Source organism: Tropicimonas sp. IMCC34043 (assembly GCF_003390845.1).
Taxonomy (GTDB): Bacteria; Pseudomonadota; Alphaproteobacteria; order Rhodobacterales; family Rhodobacteraceae; genus Tropicimonas.
Window position 1 is genome coordinate 1,924,528 of the sequence record NZ_QMEK01000001.1, and the last position, 21,501, is coordinate 1,946,028.

Consider the following 21,501-nt stretch of genomic DNA (forward strand, 5'->3'; position numbering starts at 1 on the left):
CGCAAAAACAACAAAATACGAAAAAATCTCTTAAATACCCCGGTAAGGGAGGGACCTCATTTCCGGCCTTCGCTCAGCCATGCCCCAAGGCTGAGCCCAAGCGCCAGAAGGACGAACAGAAGCGGAGCCACCAGGGGGGTAATGGTGACGTCGGTCGTGACATAGGCCTGTCGCGGCGTGATCCCGATCCAGCCGCGCCCGGCGGCGGCCCGGCCCTCGCGCACCTGACGAATCGTCGGCAGGCCCTCTTCGATCCGCGCGATGCCGCCCCGGCCGCGATCGACAGCGGGCGCCAGCGCCGCGCCGTCCGCGACAGTTTCCTCGAATTCCTTCGGCGCCGCCGGTCCCAGCGCCACGACGCCCGAAAGATCGCCTTCGACCAGACGGTACAGCCCGGCCTCGGCGCCCTGAAAGCGGCCGGAAAAGCGGCCGGGGGCTGCCTCGGTCAGCGGCACGAGGGTCACGGTCCCGTCGGGCGCGGTAACCTCGACTTGTTCGGGATCGTCGCCAAGCGTGCGGCGGGTGATCGTTACGTCAAGCCCATCGGCCGTCGCGGTCAGCGCCTCTTCCTCCAGATCGGGTTCCTTCATGGTCCAGTGCGCCAGCCGGCGCAGCAGTTCCAGCTGCGGCCCGCCGCCCTCGAACCCGCGCGACCAGAGCCAGGCGTGATCGGACGCCAGCAGCGCGACGCGTCCCTCGCCGACCCGGTCGAGCACCAGAAGCGGCCGGTCGCCCGGCCCGCCCATCACCACCTCGCCCCTGTCGGGCTCAAGCTCGATCAACCGGAACCAGCGGCCCCAGCCCGGCCCTTCGCGCCCCTCGGGGGCCGGCGGCGCCATGGCGTCGAGTCCTTCGGTGACGGGATGTTTCTGGCCCAGATCGGTGATCTTCGGAACAAAGCCTTCCTCGATCACCCGGGCGGTCGGGGCGGCCGGCAGGATCTCGGACAAAGGCGAGCGATAGAGACTGTCGGCACTGGCAAATTCCGGCCCCGCCGCCATCAGCACCGCGCCACCACGTTCGACATAGTCGCGAACGTTGTCGAGGTAGGCCATCGGCAGGATGCCCCGGCGCCGATACCGGTCGAAGACGATCAGATCGAACTCGTCGATCTTGTCCATGAACAGCTCGCGGGTCGGAAAGGCGATCAGCGACAGCTCGCTGACCGGCACGCCGTCCTGCTTTTCCGGCGGCCGCAGGATCGTGAAATGCACAAGATCGACCGAGCTGTCGGATTTCAACAGGTTGCGCCAGGTGCGTTCACCGGCATGCGGCTCGCCCGACACCAGCAGCACCCGCAGACGGTCGCGGACACCGTTGATCTGCACCACGGCGGCATTGTTGCGGTCCGTCAGCTCGCCATCGGCAACCGCGACCTGAAACCGGATCACGTTCATGCCGCCGTGCGGCAGGGTCAGCGGCAGGGTCAGGTCCTGCCCGACCGGCACCCGGACCGAGATCGGGTCCTCGGCGTCGATTGCCACGTCAAGCAGCACAGGCCCTGCGGCGTCCGCGGGCACCGCGCCGGTCTCGTCGATCCGCAGGGTCAGCGTGATTTCTTCGCCGACGATGGCAAAGGCCGGCGCATTGCGGATCACCAGCCGGCGGTCCCAGTCGGTTTCATGCCCGGTCAGCAGCAGGTGCAGCGGCGCCGGCAGATCGGGCATCCGGACGAGGTCGTGGAGGCGCCCGTCGCTGACAAGGATCGCACCGGCGACGCGCGCCCGCGGTTCCTCGGCCATCAGCTCGGCGAGGGCCGTCGCGGCAAGCGTGCCCTGATTGTCGGGGGCATCGCGGACGGTGGCCACGCGCAGCTCGGTGCCCGGCATCGCCTCGACCGCGCGGGTGACCCGTTCGACCGCCGCCTCGGTCTGGGCATCGCGATCCGACAGCTCCTGACTGGCGCTGCGATCGACCACCATCAGCACGATGTCCGAAAGCGGCGCCTGATCCTCGACCTGGTACGAGGGATTGGCAATTGCGGTCAGCAAGGCGGCCGCCGCCAGACCGCGCAGCCACCAGCCCCTGAGCCCGCGCCAGAGCGCGTAGCCGACAAGGACGACAGCCAGCGCCGCAACCACCCAGATCAGCGTCCAGGGCAGCAGCGGGTCGAACAGGATGTTGGCCGCCGCGCTCATTGGCCGAGCCTGTCGAGCAGCGCAGGCACATGGACCTGGTCGGATTTGTAGTTGCCGGTCAGCACATGCATGATCAGGTTGACGCCAAACCGCATCGCAAGCTCGCGCTGCCGATCACCGCCAAAACCGCGGCCGACCGGGAACATCGGGTTGCCACGGTCATCCACGGCCCAGGCCGCGGCCCAGTCGTTGCCGCCGATCACCACCGGGGTCACGCCGTCGTTGAGGTTGCGAAACGGCATGCCCTCGACCTGTTCGGCGTCGGGGGGGGCGGCCTCGACCCAGATGTCGTGGCTGGCATAGCGGCCGGGAAAATCCTGCAGCAGATAAAAGGTGCGGGTCAGCACGTGGTCGGGGGGAAGCTGCTCCAGGGGAGGAATATCGAGCGGGGCGGCCAGTTGCTGCAGCTTGCGGCCCTCGGGGGTGCTGGCGCCCGAAACCCCCAGATCGGCATCCCTGGTGTCGAACAGGATCATCCCGCCCGACCGCAGATAGGCATTGAGCCGGCTATAGGCCTCGTCCGACGGGATCGGCTGATCGAGCGTCACCGGCCAGTAGAGAAAGGGATAGAACGCGAGTTCATCGGTTTCGAGATCGACCCCGATCGGCGCCCCCGGTTCGACCGAGGTACGGTCCGTCAACGCCTGACTGAGGCCGCGCATCCCGGCCGCGGCGATCTGATCCTCGCGACTGTCGCCGGTGACCACGTGGGCCAGCACGACCTCGCTGGTCGCGGCGATGGCCAGCGGATCGTTCGGCGGCAGCGGTTCGGCCCCGGCGGGCGGCGGAGCCAGCACGACCCCCGCCAGCAGCACCGCGGCGGCGGCGCTGCGCATCCCGCGCAGCCGGCCCGAAAGCCAGAGCGAGGCGAGAAGATCGACCAGCAGCAACAGCAGACCGAAGGCCAGTGCATGCCCCGTCAAAGGGGTTTCGGCGGCGGTCTCGATCCCCTCGACGGCCACTCCGGCGGGCCAGCGCATCGCAACCAGCTGTGCCTCGGCATCGAGGACGTTGAGCGCAATCTGGCGTTCGTCCGAACCATAGAGGCCCGGCGGCATCGCGGCGCCAAAGTCGCGGGCGGCGATCTGCTCGCCCGGCACACCCGGCAGGGTGCCCGCATCCTGCAACCGGCCAAAGCCGTCCAGAACCTGATCGGCGCTCCATGTCGTGCCGGCAAGATCCTTGGCATCCGGTGCCGCGGGCCGGGTCGAAACCGCCAGCCGTTCGAGCATCTGCACGAACAGGCCCGACAGCGGCAGCGTCGACCATTCGGCATTTGCGGTGACGTGGAACAGCACGACCTGCCCGGCCCCGATCCGCTTACGGGTGACCAGCGGGGTTCCGTCCGACAGGGCGGCAATCGAGCGTGCGGCAAGCTCGGGATCGGGCTGGGCCATGACCTGCGAGCTGACAGTCACGTCACCCGGGATCTCGAGTCCGAAGAAAGGCGAGCCTTCGGCGAAGGGGCGAAGGGTCTTCGGCTCGCCCCAGCTCATTGCGCCACCGAGGTTGCGCCCGCCCTCGCGCAGGCGGACCGGCATCAGCGGGTCTTCCTCGGCCCGGCTGACATCCGACGCGGCCAGCCGCGGTCCGGCAAAGCGCACCAGCAGCCCGCCCTCGTCCACCCAAGCCTCGAGCGCCGCGGACTCGGCCGGAGCAAGGCGGGCGACGTCGGCAAGGATCACCACATCGGGGTTTGCCGCAATCAGGTCCGCAGGTTCGCCCTCGATCAGATCGGCGGTCGGTTCCAGTGCCTGGCGCAGAAAATGCAGCGGCGACAGCAGCGACAGCCCCTCGCGCTCGTCGCGCCCGGCGACCAGCGCCACCTCGCGCCGCTTCAGGCTGTCGTCGGTCAGGCTGACCGCGGCGGCCGAATGGCGCGACGGGATCTCGAACCGGCGGATGCGGTTGCGCAATTCGGCAGGCAGCGACAGCTCGACGCTCGCCTCGCGCGCGCCCGCGGCAAAATCGGCAGTGGCCGAGGCCAGCATGCGTTCCGAGCCGACGGGATCGAGCCCGATGGACGCGATCTCGACCGCTTGTTCGGGGCCGGTGTCACGGCGGATCGCGGTCAGCCGGATCAGCCCGTCGGCATAATCCGCGGGCTTCAGGCCCAGAACCGGAGCCGGGCTTTCGACGATGCGCACCGCACCGTGGGACTGCAGCGCGGCCAGCAGATCGGTGCGCCCGTCGCGCGCCATCCCGTCCGAAAGCCAGACCGTGTCGAAGGACTGATCCCCAAGCCCGTCGGCCCAGGCCGCAACCGCCGCCGGATCCGGTTGCCAGGGTCTGGGCGACAGCCCGGCAAGCCGCGAGGCCCAACGGTCGGCCGACAGAAACTCGGGCGGCCCCGACGACAGGTCGGTCAGTTGCACCACAGCGACCGGCCGCCCCGACCGGCCGGCATCGTCGATCAGCGTCGCCAGCTTGTCGGACCGCGCCGTCCAGTCGCCGGCATCGGCCCAGGTGCCGTCGATCAGCACCATCAACGGCCCCGATCCGCCGTCGCGGACCTGCGGGTTCAGCACCGGACCGGCAAAGCCCACGATCACCGCGGCCGCCGCCAGCATCCGCAGCAGCAGCAGCCACCAGGGCGTGCGATCGGCCTGATTTTCATCGTCGCTCAGCCCCAGAAGCAGGGCGACGCCGGGAAACCGCCGCCGGATCGGCGCCGGCGGCACCGCCCGCAGGATCAGCCACAGGATCGGCAGCACCGCCAGACCGAGCAGGATCAGCGGCGCCGTGAACCCCAGAGGACCGATCATCCACATCAGCGGGTACGCTCCAGCGCCGCATAGAGCCACAGCAGCGCCGACTGGGCGGTCAGATCCGTATGGTGACAGTCATAGAGCCACCCCGAAACCCGCGAAAGATGATCGAGCCTGTCCTTTCGCTCGGCCAGCCGCTCAAGGTAGCGGCCGCGCAGATCGCCCGCCTTCAGCGTCTCGTGGCGCAGGCTGCCGCCCATGCTTTCAAAGATTGTCCGCCCTTCGAAGGGAAAGCTCTCCTCGACCGGATCGAGGATCTGCAACAGCACGCCGCGCACGCCGCGGTCGCTGGCCTTGGCAAGTGCTGCCTCGACCCCTGCCATCGGCCCCAGAAAATCCGACACGAACAGCGCCCGCGCGTGGGCCGGAAGCCCCGGGGTCTCGGGAATGCCATAGTCGGCATCCGAAAGCTCGCCCGTCAGCGCATCGGCCAGCCGCACCAGTTGCAACTGCCCCGCCCGCGCCGCGGTGCCGAGATTCGACAGCCCCACACGTTCGCCGGCACGGATCAGCAACACCGACAGCGCCAGCGCCAGCAGCCGCGCCCGGTCGGACTTGGCCGGCCGCTCGCGGTCGCCGGTGAACTCCATCGACTGCGAACCATCGACCCAGATCACCACGCTTTGCGCCGCCTGCCATTCCTTCTGGCGCACGAAATGCGCGTCCGACCGGGCCGAGCGGCGCCAGTCGATCTCGCGTGCCTCGTCGCCGTGGGTGGCGGGGCGGTATTGCCAGAATTCGTCCCCCATGCCCGCCCTGCGCCGCCCGTGCGCGCCAAGCAGCACGGTTGCCGCCAGATGCTCGGCCTGAGCCAGCAGCGGCGGCAGGGCTGCCGCCAGCCCCTCGGCCCGGGTGCGAAGGTGCGGGCCGGCCTGGCTCACGCCGCGGCCTCGATCCGGCTTACCTCTGCGCTCACGTCACGGATCAGATCGCCAAGGCTTTCCCCCCGCGCCCGCGCGGCAAAACTCAGCGCCATGCGATGCAACAGCACCGGTTCGGCCATCGTCAGCACATCTTCGGGCGAAGGCGCCAGTCGGCCGTCGAGCAATGCCCGCGCCCGCACCGTCAGCATCAGCGCCTGCGCCGCCCGCGGCCCCGGTCCCCAGCTGACGTTGCGCCGCACCGCGTCGGGCGCATCGGGTTCGCCGGGGCGGAAGGTGCGCACCAGATCGAGGATCAGTTCCACCACCTTCTCGCCCACGGGCATCCGGCGCAGGACCTTCTGCGCGGCCAGCAACGCCTCGGGCGTGAAAACCTCGTGCGCCTCGTCCTCCTCGGTGCCGGTGGTTGCCAGCAGGATATCGCGCTCGGTCGCACGGTCGGGATAGGGCACCTCGATCTGCACGAGAAAGCGGTCGAGTTGCGCCTCGGGCAAGGGATAGGTGCCTTCCTGTTCGATCGGGTTCTGGGTCGCCAGCACATGGAACGGCGCGCCAAGCCGCCGGTGGGCGCCCGCGATCGTCACTTCCTTTTCCTGCATCGCCTGCAACAGCGCCGACTGGGTCCGCGGGCTGGCGCGGTTGATCTCGTCGGCCATCAGAAGCTGGCAGAAGACCGGCCCCTCGACAAAGCGGAAATCGCGCCGTCCGCCTTCGCCGGTATCGAGCACTTCGGAGCCGAGGATGTCGGCCGGCATCAGGTCGGGGGTGAACTGGATACGGTTCGTGTGCAGCCCCATCACCGTCCCGAGGGTCTCGACCAGCCGGGTCTTGCCCAGGCCCGGCAGGCCGATCAGCAGCCCGTGGCCGCCGCACAGCAACGCCGAGAGAACCAGATCGACCACCCGTTCCTGACCGATGAACCGGCGGGTGATGGAGCCGCGCGCCTCGGCAAGCATCTCACCCAGCGCTTCGATTTCGGCGACAAGTTCGGTAGGCTGAGACATGACGGGGTTCCTCGCAGGATGATCGTTGCAAGTAAGGCAGAACTGCGACTGCGAACAAATGACAAATACGGGAAGGACGCAAATGAGCGGCACGACGAATGCCGAAAGCCTCGCCACCGCCGCGCGGAGTGCCCAGAAAAGCGGCGGCCCGCCGCCGGTGCATCTGTGGAATCCGCCGTTCTGTGGAGATATCGACATGGAGATCCGGCGCGACGGAACCTGGTTCTATCAGGGCACGCCGATCGGTCGGGCGCCGCTGGTGCGGCTGTTTTCCACCATCCTGCGCAAGGACGGCGACGAGTACTTTCTGGTCACCCCGGTCGAGAAGGTGCGGATCCGGGTCGAGGATGCCCCCTTCATCGCCGTCGATGCCGAGGTCACCGGGGTCGGAGAAAACCAGGTTCTGGAATTCGCGACCCAGGTCGAGGACCGGGTTGTGGCGGGGCCGGATCACCCGATCCGGGTACGCTTCGATCCCGAGACCGGCGAACCCTCGCCCTATGTTCACATCCGTGCGAATCTCGAGGCTCTGATCGACCGTAAAACCTTCTATCGGCTCGTCGATCTCGGCAAACGCCATCGCCACGAGGGGGCCGAATGGTTCGGCATCTGGTCGGGAGGCATGTTCTTTCCGCTGATCCGGGCCGAGGACCTGGGCTGAGCGCCCAGACAGCGCCGTCGCTCAGCAATAGCGCGGCATCCGGCCCTCGGCCGCCGCCGACACCGCCTCGATCTGGTTCGGGGTGCCGATCAGGGCTGCCTGCAATTCCGCCTCGAGCCGCAGTTCGGTGATGGCATTGCCGGAATAGATCGTCTCGACCAGCCGTTTGCCGGCGCGGATCGCCTCGGGCGAACGCCCGGCCAGAGCCTCTGCAAAGCGCAACGCTTCCTCGACCGGCGCATCCGACAGCCTTGTGATCAGACCCAGTTGCTGCGCCTCGGTGCTGCGCAGGACCCGCGCGGTCAGGATCAGTTCCATCGCCCGATCCGCCGACAAAAGCCGCGGCAGGCTTTGCGAGATCCCCATGTCGGGGATCAGGCCCCACTTGCCTTCCATGATCGAGATCAGGGCATCGGGATGCGCGATGCGAAAGTCGGCGCCAAGCGCGATCTGCGCCCCGCCGCCAAAGCAGACGCCCTCGAGCGCCGCGATCACCGGCACCGGCAAGGTTTGCCAGATCGTCGCCGGCAACTGGAAGCGGTTGGCGCCGCTCGGATCCGCCGGCGTCAGCATGTCCCCTTTTACCCGGTCGAGGTCGCCGGCAAGGCTTTCCAGCACGCCGGTGTCGAGCCCGGAACAGAAATCGCCGCCTTCGCCGGCCAGCACGATCGCCCGCAATCCGGGCTGCTTCGCCAGCGCCCGGCCGGCCGCCACAAGGTCGTCCAGCATTTCCAGTGTCAGGGCGTTCTTCTTGTCAGGCCGGTTCAACCAGACCTGCGCGACCGGCCCCTCGGGCGATACCACCCGCACCAGTGCTGCACTCATGTAAGCCTCCCTGAAGCGTCCGGAATTTCAACTGCACTCAAACGGGACTATTTGCAAGGTGTCAATCTTGACCAAGGGTCCGCCAGAGACTGCAGAAACAATCAGCAGGTCAAGGCATTACCATGTCCAACGCGCGGGGCATCCCGGCATTGATCCCGCGGCCCCTCGAATTCCAGACTGGTGTGGGACAAATCGAACCGCGCGCCCAGCAGCGCCTTCAACGCCGATTTCACCGCCACGGGATCGGCCGACTGGGCCAGCACCACATGCGCCTCGAGCGAATTCTCGTACTCGCCCATCTGCCAAAGGTGCAGATGATGCACGTCGGCGACACCAGGCACCGCCTCCATCGCCTCCAGCACCTCCTCGACCGCCAGACCATCGGGGCGCGCCAGCATCAGGATCCGGATCACCGGGCGCAACTCGCGCAGCGTGTGCCACAGGATATAGACCGAGATACCGAGCGTCACGATCGGGTCCACCAGCCGCCAGTCGTAGATCAGGATCAGCACGCCCGCGACGATCACCGCGACCGAGCCCATCGCATCGGCAATATTGTGCAGGAAGGCGGCGCGCATGTTGACGCTGTTCTTCGACATGCGAAAGATCAGCACCGCAGTCACGGTATCGACGACCAGCGCCACGCCCGCGACGACAACGACGGTCCAGCCCTCCACGTCCTGCGGATCGAACAGACGGTTGATGCCTTCGGCGAACAGATAGAACGCGATCACGACCAGCGTGGTATAATTGACCAGCGCCGCCACAACCTCGGCGCGGCCATAGCCGAAGGTCATGTCGGCATCGGCCGGCCGGCGGGCAATCCGCCGGGCAACAATCGCCACGACCAGCGACAGCGCATCGCTGAGATTGTGGATCGCATCGGCAATCAGCGCCAGCGAGCCTGACAGCACCCCCGCCACGATCTGAACGACCGTCAGTCCCAGATTGACGGCAACCGCCCCCAGCACCCGCCTGTCGCCACTGGCAGGGTCGATATGGTGATGGTGGTGGTGGTGGTCGTGATGACTGCGGCTGTCGCCATTGTCAGGATCGTGATCGTGGGGCATCGCCCGGCTCCTCGCCGCTATCCGTCCCTTGGAGCAAATCGCCGCCGCGAAGGCAAGCCGGTCGCCCCCCATGGCACGCCGCCCGGCTTCTTCTGTTCGAAAATATCCCCGCCGGAGGCATGCCCGGCCCTGCCGGCAATCGGGTCAATGCGCCTCGGCCCAGTTCGCCCCCTGCCCGGCATCGACCACCAGCGGCACGTCAAGCTTCACCGCAGGCTCGGCCGCGCCTTCCATGACCGCGCGAACCCGGGCGATGGTGTCCTCGACCGCCCCCTCGTCGACCTCGAAAATCAACTCGTCATGGACCTGCAACAGCATCCGGGCCGGCAGCCCGGCAATCGCGTCCTCCATCCGGATCATCGCCCGTCGGATGATGTCGGCGGCAGCGCCCTGGATCGGGGCATTGATGGCGGCCCGCTTTGCGAACCCCGCATGTGGCCCCTTGGCGTTGATCTCGGGGGTGTGGATCCGGCGGCCGAACAGGGTCTCGACCCGCTCGTGTTGCTTTGCAAACGCGATGGTCGCGTCCATATAGTCCCGGATGCCCGGGAAGCGTTCGAAGTACCGGTCGATAAAGGCCTGGGCCTCGCCCCGCGGTATCCGCAGGTTGCGCGCGAGGCCAAAGCCCGAGATGCCATAGATCACCCCGAAATTGATCGCCTTGGCGCGGCGCCGGATCTCGGGCGTCATCTGGTCCATGGGCACGTCGAACATCTCGGAGGCGGTCATGGCATGGATGTCCTGCCCGTCGCGGAACGCCTGCTTCAGCGCGTCGATATTGGCGACATGGGCGAGGATCCGAAGTTCGATCTGGGAATAATCGAGGCTGACCAGAACCTTGCCCTGCTCGGCCACGAAGGCCTCGCGGATGCGGCGGCCTTCCTCGGTGCGGACCGGGATGTTCTGCAGGTTCGGGTCGGTCGAGGCGAGCCGGCCGGTACTGGCCCCGGTCTGCAGGTACGAGGTATGCACCCGGCCGGTCTCGGGGTTGATATGGTCCTGCAGCGCATCGGTATAGGTCGATTTCAGCTTGGACAGCTGGCGCCAGTCCAGCACCCGCGCCGGCAGGTCGTGTTCGGTCGCCAGATCCTCCAGCACGTCGGCGGGGGTGGACCAGGCGCCGGTCTTGCCCTTCTTGCCGCCCGGCAGGCTCATCTTGTCGAACAGGATCTCGCCCAGCTGCTTGGGGCTGCCGACGTTGAAGCTTTCGCCGGCCAGCTCCTGGATCTCGGCCTCGAGCCCGGCCATCTTCTGGGCAAAGGCATTCGACATCCGGCTCAGCGTGTCGCGGTCGACCTTGATGCCCGCCATTTCCATCCGCGCCAGCACCGGTGCCAGCGGGCGTTCCAGTGTCTCGTAGACCGTCGTCACCTTGTTGCGGTGCAGTTGCGGCTTGAACGCCTGCCAGAGGCGGAAGGTCACGTCGGCATCTTCGGCGGCGTATTTCGCCGCCGTGTCGATCGGTACCCGGTCAAAGGTGATCTGGCTCTTGCCCGAGCCGATCAGCTCCTTGATCGGGATCGGCTGATGGCCGAGATAACGCTCCGACAGCGCATCCATGCCGTGGTTGTGCAGCCCCGAATAGAGCGCATAGGACATCAGCATCGTGTCATCGAACGGCGCAACCTCGATGCCGTGGCGGGCGAGGATCTTGGCGTCGTATTTCATGTTCTGGCCGATCTTGAGGACGGCCGGGTCCTCCAGCACCGGCTTCAACAGCGCCAGCGCCTCGTCCATCGGCATCTGCCCCTCGGCCAGCGCGCCGGTGTCGAACAACCCCTCGCCGCCCTCGGCGCGGTGCGCCAGCGGCACATAGCAGGCCTGCCCGGGGCCGACCGCCAGACAGATGCCGACAAGCCCGGCCACCATCTCGTCGAGCCCCGTCGTTTCGGTATCGAGTGCCACGATGCCGGTCGCATTGATCCGCTCGATCCAGCCGCGCAGCGCGTCGGCATCGCGCAGGGTCTCATAGGCGTCGCGATCGATCGGCGGTGCCGCGGGGTCGCCATCCGTCTCGGCCGCTGCGGGCGGAGCGACGATTGTCGGCGCCTCGAGCCCGAGCTGGTCGGCGATCCGCTTGCCAAGGGTGCGGAACTCCATCTCGCTCAGGAAATCGAGCAGCACTGTCGGGTCGGGTTCCCTGACCTCGAGATCGTCGAGGCCGAAATCGAGCGGCGTCGCGCAGTCGAGTTCCACCAGCCGCCGCGACAGCCGGATCTGGTCGGCCTTGTCGGTCAGAACCTCGCGACGTTTGGGTTGCTTGATCCGGTCGGTCGACGCGAGCAGGGTCTCGAGATCGCCGAATTCGTTGATCAGCTGCGCCGCAGTCTTGATGCCGATGCCCGGCGCGCCCGGCACATTGTCGACCGCATCGCCTGCCAGCGCCTGCACATCGACCACCCGGTCGGGGCCGACACCGAATTTCTCCGCCACCTCGTCGGGCCCGATGCGCTTGTTCTTCATCGCGTCGAGCATCTCGACCCCGTCGCCGACCAGCTGCATCAGGTCCTTGTCCGAACTGATGATGGTCACCCGCCCCCCGGCGTCGCGCGCCTGGCAGGACAGCGTGGCGATGATGTCGTCGGCCTCATAGCCCTCGATCTCGTGGCAGGCGACGTTGAAGGCGCGCGTTGCCAGGCGGGTCAGCGGGAACTGCGGCACCAGATCCTCGGGCGCAGGCGGGCGGTTGGCCTTGTAGTCGGGATAGATCTCGTTGCGGAAGGTCTTGCCGGAATAGTCGAAGATCACGGCGGCATGGGTCGGGGCGTCGGGACCGGTGTTGGCCTCGATATACTTGTGCAGCATGTTGCAGAACCCGGCGACCGCGCCGATCGGCAGTCCGTCGGACTTGCGCGTCAGCGGCGGCAGGGCGTGATAGGCGCGGAAGATGAACGCCGACCCGTCGATCAGGTGCAGATGGCAGCCCTTGCCGAATGTCATGTTCGTCCTCCCGCGCGGTTCCGCGCCCAGAGGTAGCCTGCAGCGCGGCCGGGGTCCATGGGCTGCGGACCGGCTGCGGGCTATTCGCGGACGCCGGCCGTGACGCCTGGGTCGTTGCCGTGGGGGCGCTGCCCCCGTCGCGGCAGGCCGCGACTCCCCCGAGGTATTTCGGCCAAGAAGACGCCGGGGGTGAGGTCAACCGCCGGAGCGTGGGGTCTTCGGGCGGCTCAGCCCGCCTTTTTCAGCGCCTCGGCGGCGGCCCTTTCGGGCGTGACGAAGCGTTTGTCGCAATAGGGGCATTCGACCGCGCCATCCTCGCCGAGGGTCAGCCAGACGCGGGGGTGCCCCAGCGCGCTGCCGCCGCCGTCGCAGGCAACGCGCGAGGCAGTCACCACCTGGGTCTCGGGAGGTTCGGGAATCAAGGTCATCAACTGGCTCCAGCGTGCTGTCGGGTCGCCGTTCGGGTCACCTTGTGGTGGTGCCCGGCTCGGCTTAGGTTCCCGGCATCATAGGAAACCGCCCGCCGCGGGCAAGTGCCGGAGCGCCGCATATGACCCAAGTTGCGATCGAGATCGAGGGTCTCGCCAAGACCTATGCCTCTCGCCGGGGCGAAACCGGGATGCAGGCCCTGAAGGGGATCGACCTGAAGGTGCCTGCCGGCAGCATCTTCGGTCTGCTCGGGCCCAATGGTGCGGGAAAGTCGACGCTGATCAATATCCTTGCCGGTCTGGTGCGGAAAAGCGCCGGCAGCGTGCGGATCTGGGGATTCGATCAGGACGTGAACCCGCGCCAGTCCCGCGCCGCCATCGGGGTCATGCCGCAGGAGCTGAACATCGACCCGTTCTTCACCCCGCGTGCCGCGCTCGACGTGCAGGCGGGGCTTTACGGGGTGCCGCGGTCGCGGCGGCAGACCGACGAGATCCTTGCCATGATCGGGCTGACCGACAAGGCCGATTCCTATTCGCGCACGCTGAGCGGCGGGATGCGGCGGCGGCTGCTTCTGGGCAAGGCGCTGGTGCATGCGCCGCATGTGCTGGTGCTGGACGAGCCGACGGCGGGCGTCGACATCGAACTGCGCCAGATGCTGTGGACCAATGTGCGGCGGCTGAATGTCGAGCGCGGGATGACCATCATCCTGACCACCCATTATCTGGAGGAAGCCGAGGAGATGTGCGACGAGATCGCCATCATCCATCGCGGCGAGAAGATCGCCCATGACCGAACCGGGGCGCTGATCGGCAGGCTCGATGCCAAGACGCTGGTGATCCGGCCCGAGGCGCCGGTGACCGCGCCCTTTGCCCTGCCCGAGGGGGTGGCGCTGAGCTTCCGGCGCGACGGCGCGCTGGCGCTGTCCTATCGCCGCAGCGTGACCCCGGCCGAAGCGGTGTTCGACGCGGTCCGCGCCGCGGGCATCCGCATCCGCGATGTCGCGGTCGAGGAGCCGACGCTCGAGGATGTGTTCCTGTCGCTGACGTCGTCGGCCCCGGCACCGCAGGCGGCCTGAGTGGGGCTTGTGCTCTGCCCGCCCTCGCCCGACCTGCTGGCGCGATCTGCGCCAGGCCTGCGCTTGCTGGCCGAGGCCGCAGCCGCGCTTGGCGGACAGCTGGAGCTTGAGGCCGAACACGGGCGGGTCGGCCGTTATACCGCGCCCGACGGCCGGGTGCGCATGCTCATGGGCAAGGCGCTGGGGCTCAATTCGGACGCTGCGGCGGCACTTGCCGCGGACAAGGACTATACCGCGCGGCTGCTTGCGGCCGAAGGGCTGCCGACCCCGCCCGGGGTGATCGTGGTCTCGCCGGGGTTTCGGGCCAAGATGCGGCTGTCGAACCGGGCGGTGGCCGAGGGGCTGCCGGGCCCCGAGGTGGCGCAGGATTTTGCCGCAGGCGCAGGGTTTCCGGTGATCGTGAAGCCGAACTTCGGCAACATGGGACGCGGGGTTCGGCGCGCAGGCTCGGCCGCCGAGCTGGCCTGCGATCTCGAGGACGGGTTTCGCGCCGATGACCGGCTGCGGGTCGAGGCGCTGATACCGGGGCGCGATTATCGTCTGATGGTCCTGCGGGATGAGGTCGTTGTCGCCTATGAGCGTCGGCCCTTGGCGGTCACGGGCGACGGGCGCCAAAGCGTCGGTGCGTTGCTGGAGGCGCGGCTGCGGCGGCTGACCGAACGCTATCACGGGCCGAAACTGGCGCTCGACGATCCCCGTCTTGCCCGCGCCATTGCCGGAGCCGGGCTGACGGCGGCGACGGTTCTGCCCGCGGGGCGGCGGGTGGTGCTTCTGGCCAATGCCAACCTTTCGACCGGGGGCGAGCTTGTCGACCTTACGGGGAAGGTGCCCGCCGCGGCCGAGGCGCTGGCGATCCGCGCAGCCGCGGCGATCGGGCTGCAGGTGGCGGGCATCGACATCCTGGCGCCGGACCTTGCCGCGGGCACGGAGGGCGCCTGCATCCTCGAGGTCAACGCGGCACCGGGGATGGATTACTACGCGAGCGAAGGCCCCGTGCAATGGGCACGGGCGGTGGCGTTTCACGCGCGCGCGCTGTCGGACGCGGACTGAGTCCGATCGGGCAGTACGGCGCCGGCACGCTGCGGAGTTCATGCCTCCGGCGGAGGTATTTTTGCCAAGAAGACGCCGGGTGTGGGGAAGAGGCCGGGACCGGCGCGGCGGTCAAACGGCCGGTTCGAGCATCCGGCCGAGCCCCCGGCCGCCCAGCACGTGGACATGCAGATGCGGCACTTCCTGCACGCCGTGCGGCCCGGCGTTCGAGATCAGCCGGAAGCCATCGCCGCTGCCGTCGATCTGCACACCGCTCATCCGGCAGACCTCGCCCACGGTACGGGTGAAATCGAGGATCTCGGCGTCGCTGGCCGCCTGGGCGAAGTGGTCATAGCTGACATAGGGCCCCTTCGGGATCACCAGCACATGGACCGGGGCCTGGGGGCGGATGTCGCGAAAGGCAAGGCTGTGCGGCGTCTCGAGGACGGTGTCGTTCGGGATCTCGCCCCGCAGGATCTTTGCGAATATGTTCTGGTCGTCATAGGCATAGGCCATGGGCTTGGTCCCCTCGATAGGCTCACGGGCAGATCACGGGCGCGACGGATCGCGCCACCGCATGCGATATAGTCGGAATTCGCCCTGGAACGACAGGATTCTGCAGGGACGAGGCGCTTTGCCCTAGCCCACGCCTTCGCGGTGGCCAAAGGGTGCGCAGATCGGGGCGGCTCAGGCCCGCTCTGCAGCGTCCTCGGGAGGCTCGGGATCCGTGGCAAGATCCGCCGCGCCGCTGTCCTTGCCGGGCTTGGCCGCCTTGACACCTTTCGGGTCCCTGACCCGCAACAGGACCGTCAGGCAATAGCCGCCCTCGACCTCCTGCCAGCTGGCGCCGGCCTTGCCGAGCGCGCGTTCAAGGGCGCGCACTGTGGAATAACCGGCCCCTGCCCCGCCTTCGAGCCGCTTCAGGGTCTGCACATGGACGCCGGCCGCCTCGGCCAGTTCCTTCTGCTTCAGCCCTGCCGCCCGTCGTGCACGGGATATGACCTCGCCGATATTCATGGCTGCGGAATGGCACCCGGCAACGCAGAAATCAATCCCGGAGTCGTCGAATGGCACCCTGATGTAGCATTGCCGTCCGCCCTGCGGCCGGATCAGAGCAGCCCGGCCTGACGGAACAGATCCCTGGTATCGGTCTGTGGCCGCGGACCCAAGTGCGAAATGACCTCGCCGGCGCAGACCACGCCCATCCGCCCGCAGGTTGCAAGATCCCGCCCGGTGGCAAGGCCATAGAGGAACCCGGCCGCAAACTGATCGCCCGCACCCGTGGCATCGACCGGTGTCACCCGGTGCACCGGCACCTCGACCCGCTCGCCCTCGGCGATCAGCACGACATCCTCGCCCGAGCGGGTGCAGACCACGACCCGGCATTCCTGCGTTGCGCGTGCCAGTGCCGCCTCGGTGTCGGTGGTCTGATAGAGCGCCTCCCACTCGTGGGTGTTGCCGATGACGAAATCCATCTCCTCGGCCACGAGCTTGCGGAAATCCTCCCGGTGGCGGTCGACGCAGAAGGGATCGGACAGCGCGATGCCGGCGCGGCCGCCAGCGGCGGTGCAAAGCCGCGCTGCCTTCAGGAAGGCCTGCTTGCCGGCGGGCTTGTCGAACAGATAGCCTTCGAGAAACAGCAGATCGGTGCCGGAAACGGCCGCGTCATCGACATCGCCCGGCCCGAGATCGGCCGAGATCCCGAGGTAGGTGTTCATCGACCGTTCGCCATCGGGCGAGACGAAGATCATCGACCGCGAGGTCGGCAGGCCGCCGTCGGGCGCCGGCGGATTGACATAGCGTGTGCCGCCGGTCTCCATCGCCTCGACATAATAGCGCCCCAGCGCATCGTCGCGCACCCGGCCCAGAAACGCGGTCTTCAGCCCCAGATGGCCGAGCCCCGAGAGCGTGTTCGCCACCGACCCGCCCGGCGCCTGGCGGCGGTCGTCCATCGCGGCATAAAGCAGTTCGGCCCGCTCGCGCTCGACCAGTTGCATGATCCCTTTCGAGATCCCCATGATGTCGAGGAAGCTGTCGTCGGAATGGGACAACACGTCGACAATGGCATTGCCGATACCGACGACCTGAAACTGCGAACTCATTCAACACCCTCCTTCGGGCAAAGATCCTCGATGATGCAGCGGGCGCAGGCGGGTTTGCGCGCAGTGCAGATATAGCGGCCGTGCAGGATCAGCCAGTGATGGGCGTGACGCTGGAATTCGGCCGGCACGTTGTCTTCGATGGCGCGTTCGACGGCCACCACATCCTTGCCGGGCGCGATCCCGGTGCGGTTTGCAACGCGGAAAATATGCGTGTCGACCGCCTGCGCCGGCAACCCCCACCACATGTTCAGCACCACATTGGCGGTCTTTCGTCCGACGCCCGGCAGGGCCTGCAGCGCGGCGCGCGAGCTTGGCACCTCGCCGTCGTAGTCCTCGACCAGGATCCGGGACAGCTTCATGACGTTCTTCGCCTTGTTGCGATAGAGCCCGATGGTCCTGATATGCTCGACGAGGGCCTCTTCGCCGAGATCGAGCATGTCCTGCGGGGTCGAGACCCTTTCGAACAGCGCCCGCGTCGCCCGGTTCACGCCCCTGTCGGTCGCCTGCGCCGACAGCGCCACCGCGACCAGCAGGGTAAAGGCATTGGTATGCTCAAGCTCGCCCTTCGGCTCGGGCTCGGACGCACGAAAGCGCGTGAAGATCTCGCGCATCGCGCGATAGGGCTGCTGGCGAACCATTCCCGCGCCTCCTGTTGCGACCATGTCCGCGAGATGGCTTAAAGCGGTCGCGGCCGGAAGGGAACACTTGTCGCGACCCGGGGCAGCACCCGCGCTGGCCGCGGACGTGCCAAAGGAGCTCAAGGCGCAACTGACAGCCCCGCGCGCTTGCGCAGGAACCGGGTCGCGGGCGGGCAGCGGCTCGGCTAGATTTGGCAAAAATCAGGACCCGCCCAGAATGACCGCAGAAAGCCAGAGCTATCATTTCCACGTCATGCGCCGCGCGCTGGACGAGATCGACGCCGCCGCCCTTGCCGGCACGCCCCTGACGCTCGACGATCTTGCCCGGCGGATGCAGATGAGCCCGGCGCATTTCCAGCGGCTGTTCAGCCAGTGGGTCGGGGTCTCGCCCAAGCGGTATCAGCAGTATCTGGCGCTGGAACAAGCCAAGGTGCTGCTGCGCGAGCGGTTCACGACGCTGGCGGCCGCCGATGCCGTCGGGCTGTCGGGGTCGAGCCGGCTGCACGACATGTTCCTGACCTGGGAGGCGATGACCCCAGGCAGCTATGCCAGGGGCGGCGCGGGGATGGAGATCTTCTGGGGCTGGTTCGAAAGCCCGTTTGGACCGGCGCTGGTGATGGCGACCGAAAAGGGCATCTGCGGCATCGGATTCGCCGCCGAGGCCGGGGCCGAGGCGACAATGGCCGACCTGCTGGCGCGCTGGCCAAAGGCACAGTTCACCGAAGATCCGACAGCGCTGCGCCCCTGGGTGCAGGCCGCGCTTGGCGAGGCGCCGGGCGAGACGCGGCTCTACCTGATCGGCGCGCCGTTCCAGATCAAGGTCTGGGAGGCGTTGCTGACGATCCCGACAGGCCATGTCACCACCTATTCCGAGATTGCCGGGGCGGTCGGCCATCCCCGCGCCATGCGGGCCGTCGGCACCGCGGTCGGGCGCAACCCGATCAGCTGGCTGATCCCCTGCCATCGGGCGATCCGCAAATCGGGCGGGCTTGGCGGCTATCACTGGGGCTTGCCGGTGAAACGCGCGCTCCTTGCCTGGGAATCGGCCCGCGCCGAGGCGGGCTGATCGGCGCGAATGCGATCATCACGGCAAATTTGCCTGCCATCGTGGCACGACGCAGCCTAAAAGGGTCGGTAAACTAAATCACCAACCGAGGTATCGCGCATGTTCCTGCGTCCGTCCGTTGCTATCGCCCTTTGCGGGGCCATCGGCCTAACCGCCTGCACGTCCCCCAACAACCTTGGCTCGAACAACAGGAATACCGCCAGCGGAGCCGTCATCGGCGGACTGACCGGCGCGGTCGCAGGGCTTGCGGCCACCGGGGGCGAGGCCCGCGGGGCGGCACTTGGCGCCACGCTCGGGGCCGGGGTCGGCGGGATCATCGGCAGCCAGATGGATCGCCAGGCGGCGGCACTGCGCCAGTCGGTCGGCGACAGCCGCATCACCATCGAGCGGCAGGGCGACGTGCTGCTGGTGCGGATGCCGCAGGACATCCTGTTCAGTTCCAGCAGCTACAGCGTCAACCCGGCAATCCAGGCCGATCTGGCAGCCCTTGCCGCAAACCTCAACCAATACCCCAACACCACCGCCGTGGTTACAGGCCACACCGACAACACCGGCTCGGCCACCTCCAACCAGCAGCTTTCGTTGCGGCGCGCCCAATCTGTGGTGGAAATCCTCGTCAGCAACGGCGTGGCACGCAGCCGTCTGACCGCCACCGGCCGCGGCGAGGATGCGCCGATCGCCTCGAATCTGACCCCTGAAGGCCGGGCACTAAACCGCCGCGTCGATATCGTGATCCGGCCGAACGGCTGATCCCTCAGCCCTTGCAGGGGCGCACCCACCGTGGCGCGCCCTTGATCTGTGCCCCGCTTGGTGGTCAGGTGTTCTGACCAATTTCGCAGGTCCCGGATGCCCTTCACCCCCGTCGATGCCGAAAGGCTCAGCCGCGCCGTCGTCAACCAGATCGAGTTGCTGATCCTGCGTGGCGTGCTGGCCCCCGGCGAACGGCTGCCGGCCGAACGCGACCTGGCCGAGCGGCTTGGGGTATCGCGGCCGTCGCTGCGCGAGGCGCTGGTCGAGCTTGAAGCCCGCGGCCTGATCCAGCGCCGCGCCGGGGCGGGGATCTTTGTTGCCGACCTGCTTGGCCCCGCCTTCTCGGACCCACTGATCCGGTTGTTCGCAACCCACGACGAAGCGGTGCTCGATTATGTCGCCTTCCGGCGCGATATCGAGGGGCTGGCGGCCGAACGCGCCGCCCGGCTCGGCTCGGACACCGACCAGGCGGTGATCGCCGAGATCTTCGGCCGGATGGAGGCCGCCCACGAGGCGCGCAGCGGCGAGGCCGAGGCGCGGCTCGACGCCGAATTCCACATGGCCATCCTCGAGGCGAGCCACAACCTGATCCTGCTGCACATGATGCGCTCGATGTACCAGTTGCTGCGCGAGGGTGTGTTCCTGAACCGCCGGGCGCTGTTTCGCCAGCGCACCACCCGCGCCGCCCTGCTGGCCCAGCACCGCGCCATCCTGACCGCGATCCTCGCCCGCGATCCGGCAGCGGCACGCACCGCGGCCGAGGCCCATCTCGACTATGTCGAACAGACAATCCTCGACCTGCGCCGCGCCGAGCACAACGAGACTGTGGCGCGCCAGCGGCTGGAGCACGCAAGGGGGAACTAGCCGCAACGATCAAGGCGGAAACGACCCGCAACAACCGCATCAATCGCGACACGACAAGGCCCGGAAACGCGAAAGGCCCCCGACATGCGGGGGCCTTCGAACCTGTCGGTGTGCGTGACCCAACGGGTCAGTGCATCTTGGCCTCAACGACCTTGATGCTGTCTTCGATCAGGGCCGCGGCATCGGCTTCGCTCAGCCCCTTGCGCACCACTTCGGCGGCAGCCGCGATCGCAACGCTGATTGCCCTGTCGCGCACGTCGCGGACGGCAGCGGCCTCGGCCGAGGCGATCTGGTCTTCGGCCGCCTGCAGCCGGCGGGCGATGGATTTCTCCAGCTCCACCTTGGCCAGCTTGGCGGCGTCCTCGGCGTCGGTCCGGGCCTGAGTCACGATCAGTTCGGCCTGCTCGGCGACGTCCTTCTGCTTGCGCTCGAATTCGGCCAGAATGGTCTGGGCCTCTTCGCGCAGCGCCCGCGCCTCGTCCAGTTCCCGGCGGATGGTATGGGCGCGTTCGTCCAGCATCTTGCCCAGCAAGCCCGGAACCTTGAAGTAGACCAGGATCCCGATGAAAACGAGGAAGGCGAGGAGCACCACGAAGTTGGTGTTGTGAAGGCTGAAGAACGGACCCGATGCGGCAAAGGCCGGGCCGGCGGCGCCGGCAAGGACGGCGCCGAGGATTAGCTTGCGCATCATGCCTCTCCCCTCATCTGTGTTTCGACCGCGGCGGCGACGTCACCGTCATCGACCGGACGGCCAAGCGCACGCACGATCTCGCCCGCGGCATCCTTGGCCACCGCCTCGACCGAAATCAGCGCGTTGTCGCGGATTTCGCCGATATGGGCGGCGGATTCGGCGCTCTTTTCAGCGATCTGGGTATCGGCACGGGCAATCGCCGCGTCGAGTTCTTCCTTGATCTCCGCCCGGGTCTCGGCCGCGATCTTCTGGGCCTGGGCACGAGCCTCGGCCAGCGCCTTCTGATAGGCCTGTTCGGCCTCGACCGCCTTGAGCTTCAGCTCTTCGGCGGTGGCGATATCATTGGTGATGGTGCCGTTACGTTCGGCCAGCACGCTGGCGATACGCGGCAGCGCGATCTTGGTCAGGATGTAATAGATCGCGAGGATCGCCAGGACCAGCCAGAAGATCTGGTTCGGAAAGGTCGCGAAATCCAGCTGCGGCATGCCGACGGCTTCAGCCGCATGCGCGGCATCCGGCGCGTGTTCGATAGGTGCGGTAGTCTCGCCCGCCATGCTCGTCCCCTCTGAT

Annotated in this window: 20 protein-coding genes; 6 read left to right on the top strand and 14 right to left on the bottom strand. The window is 67.7% G+C overall.

Going from position 1 to position 21,501, the window contains the following annotated elements:
- Positions 1–56: 56 nt before the first annotated feature.
- Genes DQG17_RS09055 through DQG17_RS09070 form a run of 4 tightly spaced genes read right to left on the bottom strand, consistent with a single transcriptional unit; the run spans position 57 to position 6,791 of the window.
- Positions 57–2,138 (bottom strand): hypothetical protein, encoded by a 2,082-nt coding sequence (locus DQG17_RS09055; protein WP_116132368.1) that lies wholly within the window; start codon positions 2,136–2,138, stop codon positions 57–59.
- Positions 2,135–4,909, bottom strand: a complete 2,775-nt coding sequence (locus DQG17_RS09060) for a DUF4159 domain-containing protein (RefSeq protein WP_116132369.1) — start codon at positions 4,907–4,909, stop codon at positions 2,135–2,137. Before DQG17_RS09060 ends, DQG17_RS09055 begins: the two co-directional genes overlap by 4 nt.
- Positions 4,909–5,787: a DUF58 domain-containing protein gene (locus DQG17_RS09065; RefSeq protein WP_116132370.1), complete on the bottom strand. Its 879-nt coding sequence runs from the start codon at positions 5,785–5,787 to the stop codon at positions 4,909–4,911. Before DQG17_RS09065 ends, DQG17_RS09060 begins: the two co-directional genes overlap by 1 nt.
- Positions 5,784–6,791, bottom strand: coding sequence for a MoxR family ATPase (locus tag DQG17_RS09070; protein WP_116132371.1), 1,008 nt, complete (start codon positions 6,789–6,791; stop codon positions 5,784–5,786). Before DQG17_RS09070 ends, DQG17_RS09065 begins: the two co-directional genes overlap by 4 nt.
- 82 nt (positions 6,792–6,873) lie before the next feature.
- Between DQG17_RS09070 and DQG17_RS09075 the strand changes: the two genes are divergently transcribed.
- Positions 6,874–7,452: a DUF1285 domain-containing protein gene (locus tag DQG17_RS09075; protein WP_369908006.1), complete on the top strand. Its 579-nt coding sequence runs from the start codon at positions 6,874–6,876 to the stop codon at positions 7,450–7,452.
- Between the two features lie 21 nt (positions 7,453–7,473).
- Here DQG17_RS09075 and DQG17_RS09080 read toward each other — a convergent pair whose 3' ends face one another.
- From DQG17_RS09080 to DQG17_RS09095, 4 genes are all read right to left on the bottom strand, one after another.
- Positions 7,474–8,277, bottom strand: a complete 804-nt coding sequence (locus tag DQG17_RS09080; protein WP_116132373.1) for a crotonase/enoyl-CoA hydratase family protein — start codon at positions 8,275–8,277, stop codon at positions 7,474–7,476.
- Between the two features lie 101 nt (positions 8,278–8,378).
- On the bottom strand, positions 8,379–9,347 hold the full coding sequence (locus tag DQG17_RS09085) for a cation diffusion facilitator family transporter (RefSeq protein WP_116132374.1): 969 nt from the start codon (positions 9,345–9,347) through the stop codon (positions 8,379–8,381).
- 144 nt (positions 9,348–9,491) lie between these two features.
- Positions 9,492–12,287 (bottom strand): DNA polymerase I, encoded by a 2,796-nt coding sequence (gene polA / locus DQG17_RS09090; protein WP_116132375.1) that lies wholly within the window; start codon positions 12,285–12,287, stop codon positions 9,492–9,494.
- A gap of 227 nt (positions 12,288–12,514) precedes the next feature.
- The gene (locus DQG17_RS09095) at positions 12,515–12,715 is read right to left on the bottom strand and encodes a zinc-finger domain-containing protein (RefSeq protein ID WP_116132376.1); all 201 of its coding nucleotides are present in this window, start codon (positions 12,713–12,715) and stop codon (positions 12,515–12,517) included.
- Between the two features lie 122 nt (positions 12,716–12,837).
- Between DQG17_RS09095 and DQG17_RS09100 the strand changes: the two genes are divergently transcribed.
- Together DQG17_RS09100 and DQG17_RS09105 are read left to right on the top strand one after the other, a co-directional pair.
- A complete protein-coding gene (locus DQG17_RS09100; RefSeq protein WP_116132377.1) occupies positions 12,838–13,791 on the top strand; it encodes an ABC transporter ATP-binding protein in 954 nt (317 codons plus the stop codon).
- Positions 13,792–14,841 carry a hypothetical protein gene (locus tag DQG17_RS09105; RefSeq protein WP_116132378.1) on the top strand — a complete coding sequence of 350 codons (1,050 nt, stop codon included), beginning with the start codon at positions 13,792–13,794 and terminating at the stop codon, positions 14,839–14,841.
- Between the two features lie 111 nt (positions 14,842–14,952).
- Here DQG17_RS09105 and DQG17_RS09110 read toward each other — a convergent pair whose 3' ends face one another.
- From DQG17_RS09110 to nth, 4 genes are all read right to left on the bottom strand, one after another.
- Positions 14,953–15,336: an HIT domain-containing protein gene (locus DQG17_RS09110; protein WP_116132379.1), complete on the bottom strand. Its 384-nt coding sequence runs from the start codon at positions 15,334–15,336 to the stop codon at positions 14,953–14,955.
- A gap of 171 nt (positions 15,337–15,507) precedes the next feature.
- A complete protein-coding gene (locus DQG17_RS09115) occupies positions 15,508–15,837 on the bottom strand; it encodes a helix-turn-helix domain-containing protein (protein ID WP_116132380.1) in 330 nt (109 codons plus the stop codon).
- A gap of 92 nt (positions 15,838–15,929) precedes the next feature.
- Complete coding sequence (locus DQG17_RS09120) at positions 15,930–16,922, bottom strand: adenosine kinase (RefSeq protein ID WP_116132381.1); 993 nt, start codon at positions 16,920–16,922, stop codon at positions 15,930–15,932.
- Complete coding sequence (gene nth, locus DQG17_RS09125) at positions 16,919–17,560, bottom strand: endonuclease III (RefSeq protein ID WP_116132382.1); 642 nt, start codon at positions 17,558–17,560, stop codon at positions 16,919–16,921. The genes DQG17_RS09120 and nth overlap by 4 nt, the downstream gene beginning before the upstream one ends.
- A 217-nt stretch (positions 17,561–17,777) precedes the next feature.
- Between nth and DQG17_RS09130 the strand changes: the two genes are divergently transcribed.
- The 3 genes from DQG17_RS09130 to DQG17_RS09140 all read left to right on the top strand — a co-directional run bounded on the left by DQG17_RS09130 (position 17,778) and on the right by DQG17_RS09140 (position 20,240).
- Positions 17,778–18,626 (top strand): bifunctional helix-turn-helix domain-containing protein/methylated-DNA--[protein]-cysteine S-methyltransferase, encoded by an 849-nt coding sequence (locus tag DQG17_RS09130; RefSeq protein ID WP_116132383.1) that lies wholly within the window; start codon positions 17,778–17,780, stop codon positions 18,624–18,626.
- A 99-nt stretch (positions 18,627–18,725) separates the two neighbouring features.
- Positions 18,726–19,376: an OmpA family protein gene (locus DQG17_RS09135; RefSeq protein WP_116132384.1), complete on the top strand. Its 651-nt coding sequence runs from the start codon at positions 18,726–18,728 to the stop codon at positions 19,374–19,376.
- A 96-nt stretch (positions 19,377–19,472) separates the two neighbouring features.
- Positions 19,473–20,240, top strand: a complete 768-nt coding sequence (locus DQG17_RS09140) for an FCD domain-containing protein (protein WP_116132385.1) — start codon at positions 19,473–19,475, stop codon at positions 20,238–20,240.
- Between the two features lie 127 nt (positions 20,241–20,367).
- On the opposite strand, the gene DQG17_RS09145 is transcribed toward DQG17_RS09140, so the two are convergent.
- Together DQG17_RS09145 and DQG17_RS09150 are read right to left on the bottom strand one after the other, a co-directional pair.
- Entirely contained in the window at positions 20,368–20,928 is a 561-nt protein-coding gene (locus DQG17_RS09145) for a F0F1 ATP synthase subunit B (RefSeq protein ID WP_116132662.1), read from the bottom strand.
- Complete coding sequence (locus DQG17_RS09150) at positions 20,928–21,485, bottom strand: F0F1 ATP synthase subunit B' (protein WP_116132386.1); 558 nt, start codon at positions 21,483–21,485, stop codon at positions 20,928–20,930. The genes DQG17_RS09145 and DQG17_RS09150 overlap by 1 nt, the downstream gene beginning before the upstream one ends.
- Between the last annotated feature and the right edge of the window lie 16 nt (positions 21,486–21,501).

Coding starts and splice junctions, on each gene's coding strand:
- DQG17_RS09140 (WP_116132385.1), top strand. CDS start 19,473: ATGCCCTTCACCCCCGTCGATGCCGAAAGGCTCAGCCGCGCCGTCGTC.
- DQG17_RS09100 (WP_116132377.1), top strand. CDS start 12,838: ATGACCCAAGTTGCGATCGAGATCGAGGGTCTCGCCAAGACCTATGCC.
- DQG17_RS09115 (WP_116132380.1), bottom strand. CDS start 15,837: ATGAATATCGGCGAGGTCATATCCCGTGCACGACGGGCGGCAGGGCTG.
- DQG17_RS09130 (WP_116132383.1), top strand. CDS start 17,778: ATGACCGCAGAAAGCCAGAGCTATCATTTCCACGTCATGCGCCGCGCG.
- DQG17_RS09150 (WP_116132386.1), bottom strand. CDS start 21,485: ATGGCGGGCGAGACTACCGCACCTATCGAACACGCGCCGGATGCCGCG.
- DQG17_RS09055 (WP_116132368.1), bottom strand. CDS start 2,138: ATGAGCGCGGCGGCCAACATCCTGTTCGACCCGCTGCTGCCCTGGACG.
- DQG17_RS09120 (WP_116132381.1), bottom strand. CDS start 16,922: ATGAGTTCGCAGTTTCAGGTCGTCGGTATCGGCAATGCCATTGTCGAC.
- polA (WP_116132375.1), bottom strand. CDS start 12,287: ATGACATTCGGCAAGGGCTGCCATCTGCACCTGATCGACGGGTCGGCG.
- nth (WP_116132382.1), bottom strand. CDS start 17,560: ATGGTTCGCCAGCAGCCCTATCGCGCGATGCGCGAGATCTTCACGCGC.
- DQG17_RS09135 (WP_116132384.1), top strand. CDS start 18,726: ATGTTCCTGCGTCCGTCCGTTGCTATCGCCCTTTGCGGGGCCATCGGC.
- DQG17_RS09080 (WP_116132373.1), bottom strand. CDS start 8,277: ATGAGTGCAGCACTGGTGCGGGTGGTATCGCCCGAGGGGCCGGTCGCG.
- DQG17_RS09110 (WP_116132379.1), bottom strand. CDS start 15,336: ATGGCCTATGCCTATGACGACCAGAACATATTCGCAAAGATCCTGCGG.
- DQG17_RS09145 (WP_116132662.1), bottom strand. CDS start 20,928: ATGCGCAAGCTAATCCTCGGCGCCGTCCTTGCCGGCGCCGCCGGCCCG.
- DQG17_RS09070 (WP_116132371.1), bottom strand. CDS start 6,791: ATGTCTCAGCCTACCGAACTTGTCGCCGAAATCGAAGCGCTGGGTGAG.
- DQG17_RS09075 (WP_369908006.1), top strand. CDS start 6,874: ATGAGCGGCACGACGAATGCCGAAAGCCTCGCCACCGCCGCGCGGAGT.
- DQG17_RS09095 (WP_116132376.1), bottom strand. CDS start 12,715: ATGACCTTGATTCCCGAACCTCCCGAGACCCAGGTGGTGACTGCCTCG.
- DQG17_RS09085 (WP_116132374.1), bottom strand. CDS start 9,347: ATGCCCCACGATCACGATCCTGACAATGGCGACAGCCGCAGTCATCAC.
- DQG17_RS09060 (WP_116132369.1), bottom strand. CDS start 4,909: ATGTGGATGATCGGTCCTCTGGGGTTCACGGCGCCGCTGATCCTGCTC.